The following is a 19,349-nucleotide window of genomic DNA, read 5'->3' on the forward strand; positions in this document are numbered from 1 at the left end:
AAGAGATAGACTAATTTAAAAGTAAAAGATAGACAGAAATCTTATTAATGGAAAAGAACATTCATGAAGATTGCGGTGTGGCAATGATCCGATTGCTGAAGCCGCTGGAGTATTATCAGGAGAAGTATGGCACGTGGATGTATGCACTCAACAAGCTCTATCTGATGATGGAGAAACAGCATAACCGTGGGCAGGAGGGAGCAGGTCTTGCTTCCGTAAAGCTGGCTTCTGTGCCTGGTAATGAATATATGTTCCGTGAGCGGGCAGAGGGCAAAAATGCTGTCTCTGAAATCTTTGCCAACGTTCATAAGCATTACAAAGACTTCTCGCAGGAGCAGTTGTATGATGTTTCTTTTGCAAAAACGAATCTTCCCTTTGCGGGAGAACTTTATATGGGCCACCTCCGGTACTCAACTACCGGCAAGAGTGGCCTTTCTTATGTCCATCCCTTCCTGCGCCGGAACAACTGGAAAGCAAAGAATCTCTGTATGTGTGGCAACTTCAATATGACCAACATCGGTGATGTCTTCGACAAGCTGACTGCGCAGGGACAGTGTCCGCGTATCTACAGCGACACTTATATCCTGTTGGAACTGATGGGGCACAGACTTGACCGTGAGGTGGAACGTAACTTTGTTGATGCGCAGAAGTTAGGGCTGGAGAACCGTGCGATAACAAACTACATTGAAGAGAATGTACAGATGAGTAATGTCCTCAAGACCACGATGCAGTACTTTGATGGCGGTTACGTTATCTGTGGGCTGACTGGTTCGGGTGAGATGTTCTCTATCCGTGACCCGTGGGCAATCCGTCCGGCTTTCTACTATAAGAATGATGAGATTGTTGTTCTGGCAAGTGAACGCCCGGTTCTGCAGACCACTTTCGATCTTGAGTGTGACGATATTCAGGAGTTGAAGCCTGGGCAGGCTCTGATTGTCAATAAGCGTGGTGAGTTCTCATTACAGCAGATTCTCGAACCTAAGACTTATTCTGCATGTTCGTTCGAACGCATCTACTTCTCCCGTGGCTCAGACCGTGATATATATAAGGAACGGGAGACGCTTGGACGGCAGCTGACCGAGCCTGTGTTGAAAGCAGTTGGTTATGACACCAAGCATACCGTTCTGTCGTATATCCCCAACACGGCAGAGGTTGCTTTCTATGGTCTCGTCCATGGTTTCAAGGAATGGATTGATAAGAAAAAGGTGGAACAGATAGCCGCTTTAGGTCCTAATGCTTCAGCAGAGGAAGTCTATCGTGTCATTCATCAGGATGTACGCTCGGAGAAGGTGGCATGGAAGGATATTAAGTTGCGTACTTTCATTACTGAGGGTAATTCCCGGAACGACCTTGCGTCACACGTATATGATGTAACGTATGAGTGCATCAAGCCCTATGAGGATAATCTTGTCATCATAGATGATTCTATTGTTCGTGGTACAACACTGCGTGAGAGTATTCTCCGCATCCTCGACCGCCTACATCCTAAGAAGATAGTTGTTGTATCCAGTGCACCACAGATTCGCTTCCCCGACTACTATGGAATTGATATGTCAAGTCCTGAAGAGTTCTGTGTCTTCCGTGCTGTTATCGAGCTGATTCGTGAACGTGGAATGGAAAGTCTCCTTCATGAAATCTATGCGAATTGCAAGAAGGAGCTGGAAAAGTCCAAGGGAGAGCCTGTGTTCAATGCTATCCGTGCCATTTACAAGCCTTTTACGGTGGAAGAAATCAATCGTAAGATTATAGATATGCTGCGTCCAGAGGGCATGACGACTCCTGTCGAACTTGTTTTCCAGAGCGTGGAAGGCTTGCATAATGCTATTCCCAACCATCCTGGTGACTGGTATTTCACAGGAAACTATCCGACTCCAGGTGGCATGAGGCTTGTCAATGAAGCCTTCATCAAATATTATGAGCGTGAGCATCCGCATGCTGCAGAAGCCGAATAATCGCTTGACTGTTAATTATTATCATGATGATAAATAATTATTTTCATGAAAGAAAATATTTCTTTTCACGAAAGAAAATATTTATTTTCATGAAAAGAATTTGGAAACAATCAATCCAACAATACTATAAGCAATGAGGAACGTAACTTTAGTCCTAAGTGACGGAACAAAATTCCATGGAAAGTCGTTTGGATACGATACCCCGGTGGCTGGTGAAGTAGTCTTCAATACAGCTATGATGGGTTATCCAGAGAGCTTGACAGACCCTTCATACGCAGGTCAGCTGATTACAATGACCTTCCCGTTGGTGGGTAACTATGGAGTGCCACCATTTACCATTGAGGAAAGTGGCATCCCAACCTTCATGGAGAGTGATAAAATCTATGCCTCAGCCTTGATCGTGTCTGACTATACAGAGGAGCATTCCCACTGGAATGCCGTGGAGAGTCTGGCTGACTGGCTGAAGCGTGAACACGTACCGGGCATTACTGGTATTGATACACGTGAGCTCACCAAGGTGCTGCGTGAGCATGGAGTGATGATGGGTAAGATACTCTTTGATGATGAACCAGATAATATTCCTGAGGCTGACTACGAGGGTGTAAACTTCGTAGATCGTGTTTCAACAAAGGAGATTATCCGCTACAATGAGGGTGCTGGTAAGAAGGTTGTACTTGTTGACTGTGGTGTAAAAGCCAATATTATCCGCTCACTTATTACCAGAGGTGTTGAGGTTATCCGAGTGCCTTGGAACTATGATTATACAGGAATGGACTATGATGGCCTTTTTCTTGGCAACGGACCTGGCGATCCTGATATGTGCAACGATGCTGTTGAAGTCATCCGCAAGCAGATGTGTTTGAGTAAGAAACCAATCTGTGGTATCTGCATGGGTAACCAGTTACTGTCAAAGGCAGCAGGAGCAAAGATTTACAAGCTGAAATACGGTCATCGTGGACACAATCAGCCAGTGCGCATGGTGGGTACGGACAAGTGTTACATTACCTCACAGAATCATGGTTATGCAGTTGATGCAACAACTCTGGACAAGGATTGGCAGGAACTTTTCGTCAACATGAACGATGGAAGTAATGAAGGAATCCGCCACAAGGAGAATCCTTGGTTTACCTCTCAGTTCCATCCAGAGGCTTGCTCTGGTCCGGTTGATACTTACTTTATGTTTGATAAATTCGTAGAAACACTGAAATAATGAAAGACGAGTCAATAAAGAAAGTCCTGATACTTGGTTCAGGCGCATTGAAGATTGGTGAGGCAGGTGAGTTTGATTACTCTGGTTCACAGGCGTTGAAGGCGTTGCATGAGGAAGGTGTTTCTACGGTTCTGATCAATCCAAACATTGCTACGGTACAAACATCCGAAGGTGTTGCGGACCAGATTTACTTCCTTCCTGTTCAGCCTTATTTTGTTGAGCGTGTCATAGAGAAGGAACGCCCTGATGGTATCCTACTGTCTTTCGGAGGACAGACTGCATTGAACTGTGGTGTTGAACTGGATAAGACAGGAGTTTTGCAGAAGTATAATGTAAAGGTTTTGGGAACTCCGGTCAAGGCAATCATGGATACTGAGGACCGTGAACTCTTTGTGGAGCGGTTGGATGAGATTGATGTAAAGACCATCAAGAGTGAGGCTTGTGAGGATATTCAGCAGGCACGTATGGCTGCCAAGAACCTCGGTTATCCTGTCATCGTTCGTGCAGCATACGCATTGGGCGGTCTTGGCAGTGGCTTTGCTGATAACGAAGAAGAGTTGAATACACTCTGTGAAAAGGCTTTCTCCTTCTCTCCACAGGTGCTGGTTGAGAAGAGTCTGAAGGGTTGGAAAGAAATTGAATATGAAGTTGTACGTGACCGTTATGACAATTGTATCACGGTTTGTAACATGGAGAACTTCGATCCGCTTGGAATTCATACAGGTGAGTCTATCGTTATTGCACCGTCTCAGACGCTTTCAAACAGCGAGTATCACAAGTTGCGTGCACTGTCTATCAAGATTGTTCGCCATATTGGTATTGTCGGTGAATGTAATGTTCAGTATGCTTTCGACCCGGAGAGCGAGGACTATCGTGTTATTGAGGTCAATGCCCGTCTGTCACGTTCTTCAGCTCTTGCCAGCAAGGCGACAGGATATCCGCTTGCTTTCGTTGCAGCCAAGCTGGGTATGGGCTACGGGCTCTTTGAATTGAAGAATTCTGTAACAAAGACAACCTCAGCTTTCTTTGAACCGGCACTCGACTATGTAGTCTGCAAGATTCCACGTTGGGACCTCAGTAAATTCCGTGGCGTTGATAAGGAGTTAGGTTCAAGTATGAAGTCTGTCGGTGAGGTAATGGCTATTGGCCGTAACTTTGAGGAGGCTATTCAGAAAGGTCTTCGCATGATAGGGCAGGGTATGCACGGCTTTGTTGAGAACAAAGAGTTACAGATTGACGACCTTGATGCAGCCCTGCGTGAGCCGACTGACAAGCGTGTATTCCTTATTTCCAAGGCAATGCACAAGGGATATACGGTTGACCAGATTCACGATCTGACTAAGATTGACCGTTGGTTCCTCAACAAACTCAAGCATATTATTGACATTGATGAGGAGCTGAAGCGTAAGAATATCAATACTCTTGATAAAGAACTCCTGCGAACAGCCAAGGTTTATGGCTTTACCGACTTCCAGATTGCACGCGCTGTAGGCTTGGAAGAGGAATGTCAGAACATGCACCAGGCGATGAGGATTGTCCGTCGTTTACGCAAGGGCTTTGGCATTCTTCCCGTTGTCAAGCAGATTGATACGCTGGCAGCAGAGTATCCGGCACAGACCAATTACCTCTATGTTACCTATGCTGGCGTAGCTTCTGACATAACCTTCTCTAATGACCGTAACTCGGTTATCGTACTCGGTTCAGGTGCTTACCGCATTGGTAGTTCTGTTGAGTTTGACTGGTGTGGTGTTCAGGCATTGAATACAATTCGCCGTCAGGGTTATCGCTCTATTATGATTAATTATAATCCAGAGACTGTTTCAACGGATTACGACATGTGCGACCGTCTCTACTTTGATGAGTTGACCTTTGAGCGTGTAATGGATATTATTGATGCAGAGAATCCACATGGTGTGATTGTGTCAACTGGTGGTCAGATTCCTAACAATCTTGCGATGTATCTTGATGAGGAGAATGTGCCTATTCTTGGAACATCAGCAAAGGATATTGATAATGCTGAAGACCGTGCCAAGTTCTCATCTATGCTCACGGAGAACGGTATCAACCAGCCTGAATGGAGCGCACTGACAAGCATGGACGACATTGATAAGTTTGTCGACCGTGTCGGTTTCCCTGTTCTTGTCCGTCCGTCTTATGTCCTTTCAGGTGCTGCGATGAACATCTGTTCTAACAAAGACGAGCTTACCCGCTTCCTTCAGCTGGCAGCTAATGTCAGTGTTGACCACCCTGTTGTGGTAAGTAAGTTCATTGAATATGCCAAGGAGATTGAAATGGACGCTGTTGCACAGGACGGTGAGATTATGGCATACGCTATTTCTGAACATATTGAGTTTGCCGGTGTTCACTCTGGTGATGCTACAATCCAGTTCCCACCGCAGAAGCTCTATGTTGAGACGATGCGCCGTATCAAGCGCATCAGCCGTCAGATAGCAAAGAAACTGCATATTAACGGACCGTTCAATATTCAGTTCATGGCACGTGACAATGATATTCTTGTTATCGAGTGTAACCTCCGTGCGAGCCGTTCATTCCCATTCGTAAGTAAGGTTTTGAAGCTCAATCTCATAGACTTGGCCACGAAGATTATGCTCGGTGCGCCTGTCGAGAAGCCTAACAAGAACCTCTTTGACCTTGATTATGTGGGTATTAAGGCTTCCCAGTTCTCTTTCAACCGCTTGCAGAAAGCTGATCCGGTGCTGGGTGTTGATATGAGTTCTACAGGCGAAGTCGGCTGTTTGGGCGATGATACCTCAACTGCCTTGTTGAAATCAATGCTCTCAGTGGGGCATCGTATTCCGAAGAAGACTATCCTACTCTCGACAGGTGGTGCAAAGCAGAAGGCTGAAATGCTTGATGCTGCAAAGATGTTGAAGCAGCATGGCTATGAACTTTATGCAACAGTTGGTACGTCAAAGTATCTCACAGAGAATGGTATAGAGAACACACTTGTCTATATGCCTTCAGATGAAGGACAGCAGCCACAGGCTCTTGACCTCCTGCACGAGAAGAAGATTGACATGGTGGTGAATATGCCAAAGGACCTTACTCCACGTGAGTTGACCAATGGTTACAAGATTCGCCGTGCAGCCATTGATCTCAATGTTCCGCTGATTACGAACAGCCGACTGGCAAGTGCTTTTATCTCGGCCTTCTGCAATGTCAGCTTGGATGACATTGATATCAAGGCTTGGGGAGAATATTAATAGCTCTTGGAGTTGAAGGAGCCAAGGGAGTTAGAAAGAGTTACGGTAACAGCAGGCATTTTAGTTGCTTCCTATAAGCTACAATATTTTTTGGTTAACTCCCTTGGCTTCCTCAAATGGAATCGGGAGAATAGTCTTGACAGCTTCTGACTTCCCTGACTCCTTGAACTTCCTCCAGACATCTTAACTCCTTAAAAAATGAAACTACATTCTATGATGTTGTTGCCTTTAGGTTTTGTGGCTATGGCAGCAACGGCATTCTCTTCCTGTTCCGGCTGTTCGTCACGTGGAGTAGGGCATTATGATACAACACAGATTGACACAATGATTGCAGTCGACCTCGATAGTGCCTCATCTGGTGACGGGACATACGTCTCTTCATGGACCTATCTCAACGATTCTGCTATTGCCAAGATGCAGAGTGCACCGAACAAGAAGTCGCAGATAACAGCTTCCAATCGTATGACCATCCGTGTCCGTTATCTTGGACGTGTGGGTGTAGAGGTGTGTATGATTCTCGGCGATGGAGAGCAGTTTGCAGGCAATAGTTATGACACAACCAACTTCGTCCGTGTCTATGCACATGGGGATGAGGTGGGACGCTTCACTTATAAGCCTGGTGTCAGTAAGCAGACAGACTCTGCTTTTGTCCAGAATCCTGAAGCCTTTGTTGATTGTCTTCGTAAGAACAGCTCCCTCAAGATAGAGACAACCACCTTTACCAGTGGGACGCTTGTTTATAGTTTTGATGCTATAGCTGCGTTGGCAAAGAGGAAATAGAATTCTGAATACTATGTTTTACAGTGAAGGACGGTGGTAGTAAGAATCATCTTGTCAGTCGGTAAGATTTGTTTTCATAGGACTTGATAAATATTTTTTTGTTGTCTGATAAAACTTAAATAGTCGTTCCTTAAAAAGCCCATTTTGTCGAAAAGTCAACCAAAACTGACTTTTCGATGATAGTTTTTGTAAAGCACAAAAGAGCTCTCATAGCTCTTCTGAAGTTATATGCTGCAGCTGCCAGCATTATATTCATAGCATCCCCTTTCACACCTTTATAAAAGTTGCGAGATAATCTGTAATCACTTTTAAGATGTCCTATGGTAGGCTCTATTCCTGCCCGCTTGCAAAACAGTTTGTGTTTCTTTTTCTTTTGATAGTAACTATCTTTGTCTTTAGGGGCTTGTGGTATGAGTATTTTTGTTGTTCCAACCAGATCTGTTCCTCTATATCCTCTGTCTCCTGCCAAGTTATCAATGCGCTTGCCTGTCATTCTTTCGGTTTGTTGTAAGGATGCTTCTATGGTATGCCCATCATATTCATTCCTAAAAGAAACGGCAGCAAGAATAATTCCTGATAGCGAACGGATAAAGGAAGCTTTGTTGCCAAACTCATACTTCTTATGTTCCTTACCCTTACTGATGCATTGTACTTCAGGCTCGTGAAGAGAATATATCTTATTACGACTGTTACGTTTTTGAGAAAGGACCTTATAGAAGAGCTCAAACATCTTTTCATAGCCTTTCCTGTCAGGAAGATTACGGTCAGGTTCTCTGACCAAACGACCGGCTATGGTGCGCAGACTCCGGTCAGCCTTGACAGCCTTCCTGTGACTCCTGGGGTGATTGCGAAAACGTTGGTTGCGAGAGATTGCTTTCAGTGTCCTTTGGTAGCTCTGACGTAAAGGAAGTTTCTTCTCACGAACGATTTTGAGCACTCGATTGATTATCTTTTTATGCAACTTCGCATCCGTTGGGTAAGTGATATTCTTCTCCTGTACCGTAGAATCTATAAAAGCTGTGTTAAAATGATCCTCATTATCATTCTCAGTATTGACACGGATGCTCTCAGCAAGAATGACTTCAATTCCTTCTTCGCCTATACGATTGCGGAAGTGAACCAAATCAGAAGCTTCGCAAGGTTCTTTAGGAAGAAACTCCAGTTGACCACAGAAATACTGATAATAAGCATTTTCACTCCACTGTAAAACAACACTTTCGTCAGAGATATTACGCAAGTGTTTCAAGATTAAAAGTCCGCACATCAAACGAATAGGATGCGCAGGGCGACCATTTGTACTACAATACAAACGAGAGAAGGAGTCTTCAAATCTACGCCAGTTGATTTTATTACCAAGCGTATAAAGGGGGTGATTGTGATTGAGCATATCCTCTAAGGAAGAGAATAATGATAATTGATTAGAGGTCCTTTTTAACATATATTTCTGCAAGTTTTATACTGTAAAGGTACAAAAACTTGCAGAAATATACAAATAAATAGAGAGATAATTAACTGTAAATCAGTATAATATAATGTATTTAAGGAACGACTAAATAGCTTACTCTTCCATGCTTTCATTTAAGTAGATAACATTTGTATCGTCTTTGGGAAAGTAAGCCTCTTTTATCAGATAAGTCTTGTTTGGGTAATAGAACTCTTTTCTAACAACAAGTTGCTTCTGCTTCAGCAATATATGGCAATGTATTTAGCACTCAGCACCATTGGTGTTTACTAACAACACCAATGGTGCTGAGCAACAACACATTGGTAGAATATGGAATAATAGGATTATTATAATGATATATAGTAAGGTTCTAATAACTATCTTATAAGGGAAAGTCTTATCAGTCGGTGAGATTTATTTTCATATAACGTAATAGATATACAACGTATCGCCGTGAAGCGTAGTTCATACAGCTTCACGGCGATACGTTGTTTTAATGTGCATATCCTTCTTCATAATCTCTTTCCATTTCGCTTTCATTCTTAAGTTTTCCTTTCCGGAATTTCTGAATGAGCGGTGTAGAATGTCCTTCATAGAAGCGATGCTTATCGTAGGCAAAGGCAATCTTTGCCTGTGAGTCCCAACCATATACAAAACTTGCTAAGTCTGCATCTTTAAGCATCTTGTCCCTATAGAATATGTGATAAAGATCTGCTCCGTAATCGCCGGTATCAGTACCATTATCGTAGACTACTTTTTCGGTCAGACAGATAGAAGTCAGAGGAGCAAAACTTTTAGGGTCGGCACCCAGTACAACCAGGTTCCGCCAATAGACATTTTTTGTATCAGTAATCCAATCTGTGAGATAATCTATATAGGAAAGTTTCAGCGTATCAACTCCGTCTGGCATCTTCAGCAAGTTCCTGGTATAGACACCAGCATTATCCTTGTAAAAATCGGAAGCATCCGTTAATGTAGATAATTTATCATAGTCTTTCACATCTGTGAGTATATCCATATAGTAAATACCATTCTTGTCCTTACCTATAGGCTCATAGTCTTCGATAAGGTTGAAAGTGGCAGCATCAGCCCCTTTAATGATTTTGTTTTTGTAATACACCTGACGGCTGTCATGTGCATACGTGTCATTTATGGGTGAAAAAGACTTATAATCACCCAAAGAAACTTTCAGGACTCCGTAAAAATCAACCTTTGTATCTATATAATAGGCGTAATTCTTGTCTATACACCAATGTTCATCTTTAAGTCGGAATGATTTATAATCTGATACACAGAAAGGGAGTCCAGAGGTATAATAATCTTTTCCGTCACGTGCTATCTGATCATTGACCATCACAAATGTCTTTGGTTTTGCTCCCTCTAAGACATATCCTCTATAATAGACGTGGTTTTTGTCTGTTGCATAATCTGTGTTCTTTTCCATGACCTGGAATGTTGCAGCGTCAGCCCCTTCAAGAGGTTCAAATGCATAATATACCCGGAACTTATCCCATCCATAAGACCGGTGCCCATAATCCTTGTAAGTGAACGGGTCTGCTCCTTTAGGTCGTGCATTTGCAAGTGGACTGATGTAAAGGAGGTTACTACAGATAATGATATAGAACGGAACTGTTGCTATGATATAGAATAGATAAGGATTCTTGTAGTGTAGTGCTATCTTACGCGAAAAGATTAGTAGTGGCAGGAGGTAAATCGGGTAGGGTAATACGAATAATGCCATGGTAAGTCTTATGGTATTTGATACCCATAAAACCTCAGCACCAGAGAGTGCAGTTTTAAACAATATTATAGCTGCTACCGGCCAAACCAGCAACAGGAGAAAAAGGACTTGACAGAAGGATTTTTCAACTGTTGTCAATTTTCCTCCCATTATTTTCTCTATCCATGAGAGCTCATAGTCTGTTTCATTCATCTGAAAAAATGCTTTAATTCTTACTACCAGATTGCAGCCGCTGTTTAATCTATAAATTATGTGCAATGATTTTGCGTTCAGATTGTCAGGTACTGCTTTATTCTGCAAACTTATATAAAATTCTGCAATTATACATCAGTTGGGTAAAGATTTTCTTTCTTTTCTGGTAAAAAGCGTGTTGGTGTCAGCGATTCTTTGTCAGTGGCTGCCACATTATGTTTTTTGGTATAATAATCCAGCATGGAACGGTGCACGAAGAGTAAGGCTTTACTTGATTTCATGTGTTTATATACGATACGAAGCAGGGAAACACAAGCTGTGCTTCCCTGCTTCATAATGATAGATATGTTTTCCCTGTTCTGCCGACAAGCTGCATTATTCAGGTGAATACTTTGTATTGATTATACCTTCAGAGGTTCTGCAACTGTTTCTTTTAATTGCTTTTCAGCAGTTGCTCCGACAGTGTATTTATCTCCTCCTGCATAGAAACGATGGTGTGCTTCTTCCTGACGAGGAGCAGAGAAGTTGCTGACACGCTTCATGTAGCCGATGATGCGAGTGAGATAATCAACGTTTGTTGAATGGCAATGCGGACATTCGTGTAGGTAACGCTTGTCAATATGACCGCAGTCGTTGCAGACAGTGTTGGGTATATTGAATGTAAAATAGTTGCATCCTTCCTGTGCGGCAACACGCAGAAGCTGGCGATACTGTGGCTCAGAGAGGTGTTCCTCGAGGTTTATGTGAAGTGCTGAACCACCCGTCAGATGCTCGATGTAAGGTGCACCGTGCAGCTTGAACTTGTCGAGAATTGTCAGTGAGTTGTCTTCTACACGATAGAAATAGCTGTTGTAACAGTTTCGAGGAACGAAGTATCCATCCTCGTGGTCCCATTTCGCATGTTTTACTCCCACATTCTCGGCAGGAATCATCTCACAGTTGAACATTGCTTCCTTGGTGCGGAAAGCCTTGTTCTGTGTCTCGATGAGCCCGAGGACAGTCTGCACGAACTTTTTGTAGTCTTCATTAGGAGTAATGTCAAGTCCCATGAATTCTGCTGCTTCCACAAGACCGTTGATACCAATGGTGAGGTATTGGCGGTCAATGTTGATGTACCCAGCATCAAAGAGTGGCAACATGTGATTGTGCATAAGTTCTTTAAGGTTCTCATTGTAAGCCAACTGGACCTTATGACACAATTCGATGACATGGTTTAAATATTCCTTGTAGTCAAGGTTGTGGTTGACAGCATACTGGATGCAGCGATTGAGGTTGATGGTTAGTACACTCTTTGAACCTGTTGAAACGCCACCAGCTCCGAGAGTATAGGAGAAGCCATTGTCTTGGATTTCATTGCGCAGGCGGCAGCATGAACTGAGTGAGTCAGCATTGTCACTCATATAGGTGAAGAAGCTATGTCCTTCTGAGTACATCTTGGCTGCAAAGTCGCCCCATTCTTCATCCTTGCAGTCGCCGTTTTCGGCTAAAAGTGCCATTGTTTCAACCGGGAAGGTTAGGACAGTCTTGAGACGTTCCTGGTTGAACCAGCTCATGAAACGTTTCTGTAACCATGACAGACTCTCCCAATCGGGCTGCGAACCATCAGGAAAATAGAAGTTGCCAAAGAGCGACTCGAAGTAAGGGCGGTCGTAATAAGATATGTTCCAGAATACAGCCTGATAGTTGCGGGCACCAGTCGGCTGGTTCAATGAGTAGACAATCTGCTCGAAGTTGTCGGTAATCATCTTGTCTATCGTACGTTTTCTTAGACTGAGGTCTACTACTTCGTCAGCTCGTTTCCAATAGTCCTTACCATATTCTTTCTGAATGAAATAGTTCATGTACATCAAGAACTCAGGTGTGGCGCAGGCACCGGCAAGCATGGATGAAACCATGAATACCATATTGATGAAGCCGCCACAGAAACTCTTCAGATTGGTTGGTGCGGTAGAGTTGCCGCCAATAGAGGTTGTTCCACCGATGAGCCAAGGATACATTGTGATGGAAGCACAGTAGTTGGCGAGGTTTGTCTCATCGTTCTTATATATAAAATGGTGGGTGAGGAGGTCAATATACTCGTCAGCCAAATCCTTGCCATACATTTTCTTGATGCGGTCAACAAGTAAGCGGCGGTTCAGGCGGATGAATCCCTGCTTAGGCAGTTCTCCTATGAGTGTTGCAATGTTCTTGTGTTCAACGTTGGCATTGGCGTCAAACTTTGAGCCCGTTGCAGCGTTCGTGGCTACGCAATAGTCAGAGAGAAACTTCATCTTTTCAAGCGTCTCGCGGTCTTCAGTGTGCTGCTGACGGTAGACGATGAAGCTCTTTGCCACATTGTAGTAGCCCTCTTTCATCAGTGCCATCTCAACCTGGTTCTGAATATCCTCTACCTTGATGTCGTTCTGTATGTCCAGGTCGGAGAGAATTTTCGACACCGTACCTAAATCAGTAGGCTCGTTGACACTCTCGAATGCCTTGAGGATGGCATTCATAATCTTGTCGAGGGAGAATCGTTCCTTCGACCCATCACGTTTGGTGATCGTGAAGTTCTTCATTTCCATTGTTTATGTTTTATACTTTTTTAGGCGTTTATAATCGTTTGTAAGTTGTAAGATAATTTATATTGTGGCTGAGTATAAGTTGTCAGTTTTGGATAACTTTTTTCGTTTTCTTTCTTCCTAAGTTTTCTATTTTGAAAAACTTTATGGTGCAAATTTAAGTAAAAGTATTCATTTCTCAAAGAATAATTTGACTTAAATTTATTGGATAAATTACTCATTAACTGCATTTTTTGAGTGTAAATATCAGTAATATAAAGGTTTAAGACTTATAGTTGTAGTTGAACTTTATTTTAAATATTGATTATGTTTTCAGGATAATATTGAATGTATGGGATGAGAGTTCACGATACACAGGTTTGTTTTATTTTTATTTTGAGGTTTGCGAGACATGATGTTGTCAATGAGTAAGGAGGATTATTTCTTTGATGTTTTTTGTTTTACAAAGATAAAAGGCGTACTTTTGCAGCTCAAAGCGATAAGATTATGACTGATATATCATTGATAGCCTTTGATGCTGATGATACTCTATGGGTGTGTCAGACCTATTTCGAGGCAGTAGAGAAGGCATATTGCGAGCTGCTTGCATCTTATGCTTCTGCGGACGAAATATCGAAAGCCCTCTTTGCTACAGAGACGGCAAATATGCCGCTTTTCGGTTATGGCAGCAAGGCTTTCATGCTTTCTTTGCTGGAGAATGCCACACGGGTGAGTGATGGGTTGTTGACGGCTGAGGAAGTGATGAAGATTATCAATCTGGGCAAAGGGCTGTTGCAGTTGCCAGGTAAACCGATTGAAGGTGTGGAGGAGACGTTGAAACAGTTGCGCAATTCTGGCAAGTATCATTTAGTGGTGTTCACAAAAGGTGAACTGCTTGACCAGGAAAACAAGTTTGACCGTTCAGGGCTGCGTCCCTATTTTGATGACATTGTTGTTGTGTCAGATAAGACCGAGGAGTCCTATTACCGTTTGTGTGAACAGTTTGGTGTGAAGGTTGACCAGTTGTTGATGGTTGGAAACTCTTTCCGTTCGGATATTGAGCCAGTATTGAAACTTGGAGGCTGGACGGCATACATACCTTTCCACACAATATGGCAGCATGAGGTGGTAGATGAATATGATCATTCCCACTTGTTGAAACTTGATGAGTTTACGCAGTTGAAGGGGCTTTTGTAAGGTTTTTATTAGCCTTTTTTGCCTAATTGGGCTAATTAGCCCAGAAAGACTTATAAGAGAATCCCCCATAACATGCCGTCACAAGCAATGTTATGGGGGATTTCTTCGTATCTATATTCCTTCACCTTCGTGAAAGGAATTTATTTTATTCCATAGTCTTCAGTATCTCCTGACAGAGCATATATCCCTTGATCATCATACGAGGAACATGAAACGGTCCCTTGAAGATATTGCCCTTTGCTGGCTGTGCAACTGTTCCGTCACGATGGAGGTAGCCATACCACTCTGGATAGTCTTGGTCAGGGAAGTGGGCGTAGGTCCACTCACTGATTCGCTGATGGCGATAAAGATATTCTTCATCACCAGTTCCAAGGTAAGCATAAAGAGAGGCAATGATAGTCTCGCACTGTGGCCACCAGAACTTCATGTCCTGTGAATAATCCTGTGGCGGGAGATTACGGCAGTCGCAGAAATTGATGATGCCACCGTACTGCTTGTCCCATCCCCAGTCCCATGACCAGTCAAAGATGGTGAGAGCAGTATCGAGCAGTTCCTTGTCCCAGTTGCGCAGCTTTGCTTCCTCCATGATGAACCATGCTGTTTCGATGCAATGACCAGGGTTGATGGTACGTGCAGCGTTGGTGTCAATGAATTCTCCCTTTGGACCAACCGTTTCAAGTAGTGCTTTGAATTCCGGGTGCATGAAATAGCGACGGAGCAATGAGATTGACTCGTCAATCTGCTGGGTCAATGTCAGGTCGTCAATTACCGCACGGAGACGTGACCCTACATTGATGAGAATCATAATGATGGAATGACTCTGCATCTCTACGCCAGCTTCATATTTAGCTGGAAGGAATCCCAGAGTAGAGAGGAAACGCTGTGCGTCATGGAATACCTGCAATGCTCTTTCCGCATAATGCTTGTCGCCCGTAGCCAAAGAGTATTCGGCGAAAGCTATTGCAGCGAATGTCTCTGAGAAAACATAACGACGCTTACGCAATGGCTTTCCTTCAGCTGTGACCTCAAAGTACATGTGTCCGTCCTCATCAAAGCAATATTTCTCGATGAAGTCAATGGTAGATTTGGCTGCATCGAGCCATTCCTGATTCTTCTCTACATTATTATATGCGAAAGAGCAGATGAATGCCCATCGTCCCTGGAACCACACCGACTTTGTTGTGTCCATCAATGAACCGTCACGATTCAGACAGGTGTATATACCGCCATTCTCCTTGTCCCATCCATGGTTCAACCAGAAAGGCATAATGTTGTTTGTAAGGTCGTTCTTGTAGGTCTCAGCCCATGAACGTAAATATTCTTTTTTATCCATAATTTTAGGTGATATAGACAATGTGTTGATTTTCAGATGGATAGTATGATAAACGGGGTGTCTACACTTTTGTATAGCTGTTCTTTACCATTGTGCTTTGGCAAATTTAGGACTAATTTGTCAATTATCCAAAGAAAAGAAATGAAAAATCATTCTTCTTTGTTACAGGTAGTCAGATGTTGTTGAGTTGTTTTGTTGCTATTTTGCGTGTAGTCCTCAGATTATGTTGTTTTACCGAGGGTGTAAATGATTTCGCCAACCCTTGGGCGTTGTCTTGCCAATGCCTGGCAACACCATAAGTATATGGTTAGGGCAATATAACCTGTTGCCATAAAGATCCGTTTCTCCGATAGCTGTTGTGTTATTTTATAGGTGTCTGATATTTTTCCCCATATAAGTTAGTCATGAGAGTCTCTTACTATACCTTGATTATAATGACAATAATAAACCTCTCTTCTCATTTTCTACCGATGTGTTGTTGCCCATCACGTGTGGTGCTGTTAGTAAACACCAATGGTGTTGAGTGCTAAATACAAAGCAATATATTGTCGGGATAGAAGCAGCTTGCTGTCAGGAAAGAGTCTTACTGCCAAAAGATAATTAACCTTGTTTGATGGAGAGGCTTACTTTTCCAAAGTCAATACAGTCTTGTCTATCTAAAAGAGGTTCCGCATCGGAGCGTATGCCATTGAAGTTTTATCGGACACCAATAGTTTATTTCAACACTTTGACAAGGAAGCGGGAGGTGTAGCTTTCCTTGTTCTTGGCAACAACCTCTGGTGTTCCACAGCTCAGCATCCTGCCACCACTGCGGCCACCTTCAGGTCCCATGTCGATGATGTAATCAGCAAGTTTGATGACATCGAGGTTATGTTCGATGATGATGACAGTGTTACCACGGTCAACGAGCTTTTGCAAGACATCCATAAGGATGCGGATATCTTCAAAGTGAAGACCTGTTGTCGGCTCGTCGAGAATGTAAAGTGTCTTACCAGTGTCACGCTTTGCGAGTTCTGTCGCCAGCTTGACACGCTGACTTTCACCGCCTGAAAGGGTGGTGGAGCTCTGTCCGAGCTTGATGTAACCCAGTCCTACATCCTGCAAAGCCTTTATCTTCGGCAGAATCTGTGGTACATTCTCAAAGAATTCTACAGCCATGTTGACCGTCATGTCCAGCACGTCAGCAATGGATTTGCCCTTGAAACGTACCTCAAGAGTCTCTCGGTTATATCGTTTGCCGTGGCAGACCTCGCAAGGTACCATCACATCCGGCAGGAAGTTCATTTCGATGGTTTTATAACCATTGCCGCCACAGGTTTCACAGCGTCCTCCTTTCACGTTGAAAGAGAATCGCCCCGGTTTGTAACCGCGAATCTTGGCTTCGGGAAGATTTACGAATAGTTGGCGTATGTCAGAGAAAACACCTGTGTAAGTTGCAGGGTTACTTCGAGGTGTACGACCAATAGGACTCTGGTCAACATTCACCACTTTGTCTATATTGTCAATACCTTCAATTGTCCCGTAAGGCATCGGACGTTTCAAGGAACGGTAGAAATGCTGTGAAAGAATAGGTTGCAGGGTTTCGTTGATAAGCGTACTCTTGCCCGAACCAGATACGCCGGTAACGACAATCAGCTTGCCAAGTGGGAAGGTTACATCCACATTTTTCAGGTTATTGCCTTTACAGCCAGCGAGCTGAATGAACTTTCCATTACCCTCCCGGCGTTCCTTAGGGATTTCAATAGCACGTTCACCATTCAGGTACTGTGCGGTGAGTGTGTGTGTCTTGAGCATATCCGCAGGCTTACCTTGGAATACAACCTCGCCTCCTTTGCGTCCTGCTTTCGGCCCGATGTCCACAATCCAGTCGGCAGCGTGCATCATGTCTTCGTCGTGTTCAACGACAATCACAGTGTTGCCCATATTGCGCAACTCCTTCAAAGAGTTGATAAGTCGCTCGTTATCACGCTGATGAAGACCTATGGACGGCTCGTCAAGGATGTAAAGTACATTGACAAGTTGAGATCCAATCTGTGTTGCAAGTCGGATGCGCTGGCTCTCACCGCCTGAGAGAGTGGCACTCTGACGGTTCAATGCAAGATAATCAAGTCCCACGTCAAGCAGGAAATCTATGCGTTTGCGGATTTCCTTTACGATTTCAACGGCAATTGTTCGTTGTTTCTCGTTCATGTGTTCCTCAACGTGGTCAATCCACTCTTTCAGTTCGGTAATGTCCATTTCTGCCAGTTCGGCAATATTCTTGTCCCATATTTTATATGACAAAGCCTCACGATTCAGACGGTGTCCGTGACATTCCGGGCATTGTGCTTCGGCAATGAACTGGTCAGCCCACTTCTTTCCTGCCGTAGAGTCATCGTTCTCCATAACGGTACGGAGATACTTAATGATACCATCAAAGGACACGAAATAGTCAGAGGTGGTATGCACAAGTTCCTTGGCAATCTTCAGTTTCTCCAGGGAACCGTATAAAACCTCGTCCATAGCCTCCTTGGGAATATCTTTGACAGGCGTCTTGAGGTTGCATTCATACTTCTTCAACAGTGCATCTATCTGCCAGAAGATCATCTGGTTCTTGTATTTTCCTAAAGGAATAATTGCACCACTATAGATGTCCTGCTTGTCATCCGGAATCACCTTCTTCAAGTCAATCTCATCAATGACACCCAAGCCTTTACAATGTGGACAGGCCCCCTCGGGCGAATTGAATGAAAAGATGTTCGGTGCAGGGTCTTTATAGGCAATGCCCGTGACGGGGTCCATCAGTCGTTTGGAGAAGTATTTGGCTTCATTGCGTTCGTTGTCAAGAATCATGATCAGACCTTCTCCTTGTTTCATGGCAGTCGACACCGTCTTTGCCAGTCGCTCACGTAGTGTGTCGTTCTCCGTGCCACCGAGCTTCATCTTGTCGATAACTACTTCGATGTTATGGTTCTTGTAACGGTCAACCTTCATGCCGCGTGTAAGCTCTTCTATCTTTCCATCCACACGGATGTACAGATAGCCTTTGCGGCGCATCTGCTCAAAGAGTTCACGGTAATGACCTTTGCGGTTGCGGACGAGCGGAGAAAGAATGTATATCTTTTGGTCCTGATAATCGGACATGATCATATCCACCACTTTCTCCTCGGTGTATTTCACCATCTTTTCACCACTCATATAAGAGTACGCTTCGCCTGCACGGGCATAGAGTAAGCGGAGGTAATCATATATCTCGGTGGTTGTGCCGACAGTAGACCGTGGGTTTTTGTTGGTTGTCTTCTGCTCAATGGAGATGACAGGAGATAATCCAGTAATCTTATCCACGTCAGGACGTTCCATGTTTCCAAGGAAGTTGCGGGCGTATGCAGAGAAGGTCTCGATGTAGCGGCGCTGACCTTCAGCGAATATTGTGTCGAAGGCAAGCGAACTCTTTCCCGAACCGGATAGTCCTGTAAAGACGGTGAGTGAGTTGCGTGGGATGGTTATGTCTACATTCTTCAGATTATGCACTCTGGCTCCGAAGACTTCTATCTTTTCGTTCATTGTAGGGTGTCGGGTGTTTAATGTTGGGTGTTGGGTGTTGGGTGTTGATGGAATGTTGGGTGTTGAGTGTTGAATGTTGGGTGCTGGATGTTGATGGATTGCTTAATTTTGCTGGTTGATGATTTTCCGTAATACAGACAAGTAAACACGATTCGTCAATCATAACAAACTAATCATCAACACCCATCACCCATCA

Annotated in this window: 11 protein-coding genes; 5 read left to right on the top strand and 6 right to left on the bottom strand. The window is 43.7% G+C overall.

The window, feature by feature from the left end; translation table 11 throughout:
- The first annotated feature begins 47 nt into the window (after positions 1-47).
- From ADJ77_RS02240 to ADJ77_RS02255, 4 genes are all read left to right on the top strand, one after another.
- Positions 48-1,952, top strand: a complete 1,905-nt coding sequence (locus ADJ77_RS02240; RefSeq protein ID WP_025078476.1) for an amidophosphoribosyltransferase — start codon at positions 48-50, stop codon at positions 1,950-1,952.
- A gap of 133 nt (positions 1,953-2,085) precedes the next feature.
- Positions 2,086-3,162 carry a glutamine-hydrolyzing carbamoyl-phosphate synthase small subunit gene (carA, locus tag ADJ77_RS02245; protein WP_025078477.1) on the top strand — a complete coding sequence of 359 codons (1,077 nt, stop codon included), beginning with the start codon at positions 2,086-2,088 and terminating at the stop codon, positions 3,160-3,162.
- A complete protein-coding gene (gene carB, locus ADJ77_RS02250) occupies positions 3,162-6,386 on the top strand; it encodes a carbamoyl-phosphate synthase (glutamine-hydrolyzing) large subunit (RefSeq protein WP_050695981.1) in 3,225 nt (1,074 codons plus the stop codon). The genes carA and carB overlap by 1 nt, the downstream gene beginning before the upstream one ends.
- 198 nt (positions 6,387-6,584) lie before the next feature.
- Positions 6,585-7,166, top strand: coding sequence for a hypothetical protein (locus tag ADJ77_RS02255; protein ID WP_025078478.1), 582 nt, complete (start codon positions 6,585-6,587; stop codon positions 7,164-7,166).
- Between the two features lie 130 nt (positions 7,167-7,296).
- On the opposite strand, the gene ADJ77_RS02260 is transcribed toward ADJ77_RS02255, so the two are convergent.
- The 4 genes from ADJ77_RS02260 to nrdD all read right to left on the bottom strand — a co-directional run bounded on the left by ADJ77_RS02260 (position 7,297) and on the right by nrdD (position 13,104).
- Positions 7,297-8,604, bottom strand: coding sequence for an IS5 family transposase (locus ADJ77_RS02260; protein ID WP_050695982.1), 1,308 nt, complete (start codon positions 8,602-8,604; stop codon positions 7,297-7,299).
- A 499-nt stretch (positions 8,605-9,103) separates the two neighbouring features.
- A complete protein-coding gene (locus ADJ77_RS02265; RefSeq protein WP_167336708.1) occupies positions 9,104-10,351 on the bottom strand; it encodes a DKNYY domain-containing protein in 1,248 nt (415 codons plus the stop codon).
- Positions 10,352-10,671: 320 nt separating this feature from the next.
- On the bottom strand, positions 10,672-10,824 hold the full coding sequence (locus tag ADJ77_RS02270; protein WP_154663379.1) for a hypothetical protein: 153 nt from the start codon (positions 10,822-10,824) through the stop codon (positions 10,672-10,674).
- A gap of 120 nt (positions 10,825-10,944) precedes the next feature.
- Positions 10,945-13,104 (bottom strand): anaerobic ribonucleoside-triphosphate reductase, encoded by a 2,160-nt coding sequence (nrdD, locus tag ADJ77_RS02275; RefSeq protein WP_025079010.1) that lies wholly within the window; start codon positions 13,102-13,104, stop codon positions 10,945-10,947.
- Between the two features lie 483 nt (positions 13,105-13,587).
- Here nrdD and ADJ77_RS02280 point away from each other — a divergent pair, with 483 nt between their 5' ends.
- The gene (locus tag ADJ77_RS02280) at positions 13,588-14,277 is read left to right on the top strand and encodes an HAD family hydrolase (protein ID WP_025079011.1); all 690 of its coding nucleotides are present in this window, start codon (positions 13,588-13,590) and stop codon (positions 14,275-14,277) included.
- A 145-nt stretch (positions 14,278-14,422) separates the two neighbouring features.
- Here ADJ77_RS02280 and ADJ77_RS02285 read toward each other — a convergent pair whose 3' ends face one another.
- Together ADJ77_RS02285 and uvrA are read right to left on the bottom strand one after the other, a co-directional pair.
- A complete protein-coding gene (locus ADJ77_RS02285) occupies positions 14,423-15,610 on the bottom strand; it encodes an AGE family epimerase/isomerase (protein ID WP_025079012.1) in 1,188 nt (395 codons plus the stop codon).
- Between the two features lie 714 nt (positions 15,611-16,324).
- Positions 16,325-19,153, bottom strand: a complete 2,829-nt coding sequence (uvrA, locus tag ADJ77_RS02290; RefSeq protein ID WP_050695984.1) for an excinuclease ABC subunit UvrA — start codon at positions 19,151-19,153, stop codon at positions 16,325-16,327.
- Positions 19,154-19,349: the final 196 nt, after the last annotated feature.

Origin of the sequence: Prevotella fusca JCM 17724 (assembly GCF_001262015.1) — a bacterium.
Lineage (GTDB): Bacteria > Bacteroidota > Bacteroidia > Bacteroidales > Bacteroidaceae > Prevotella > Prevotella fusca.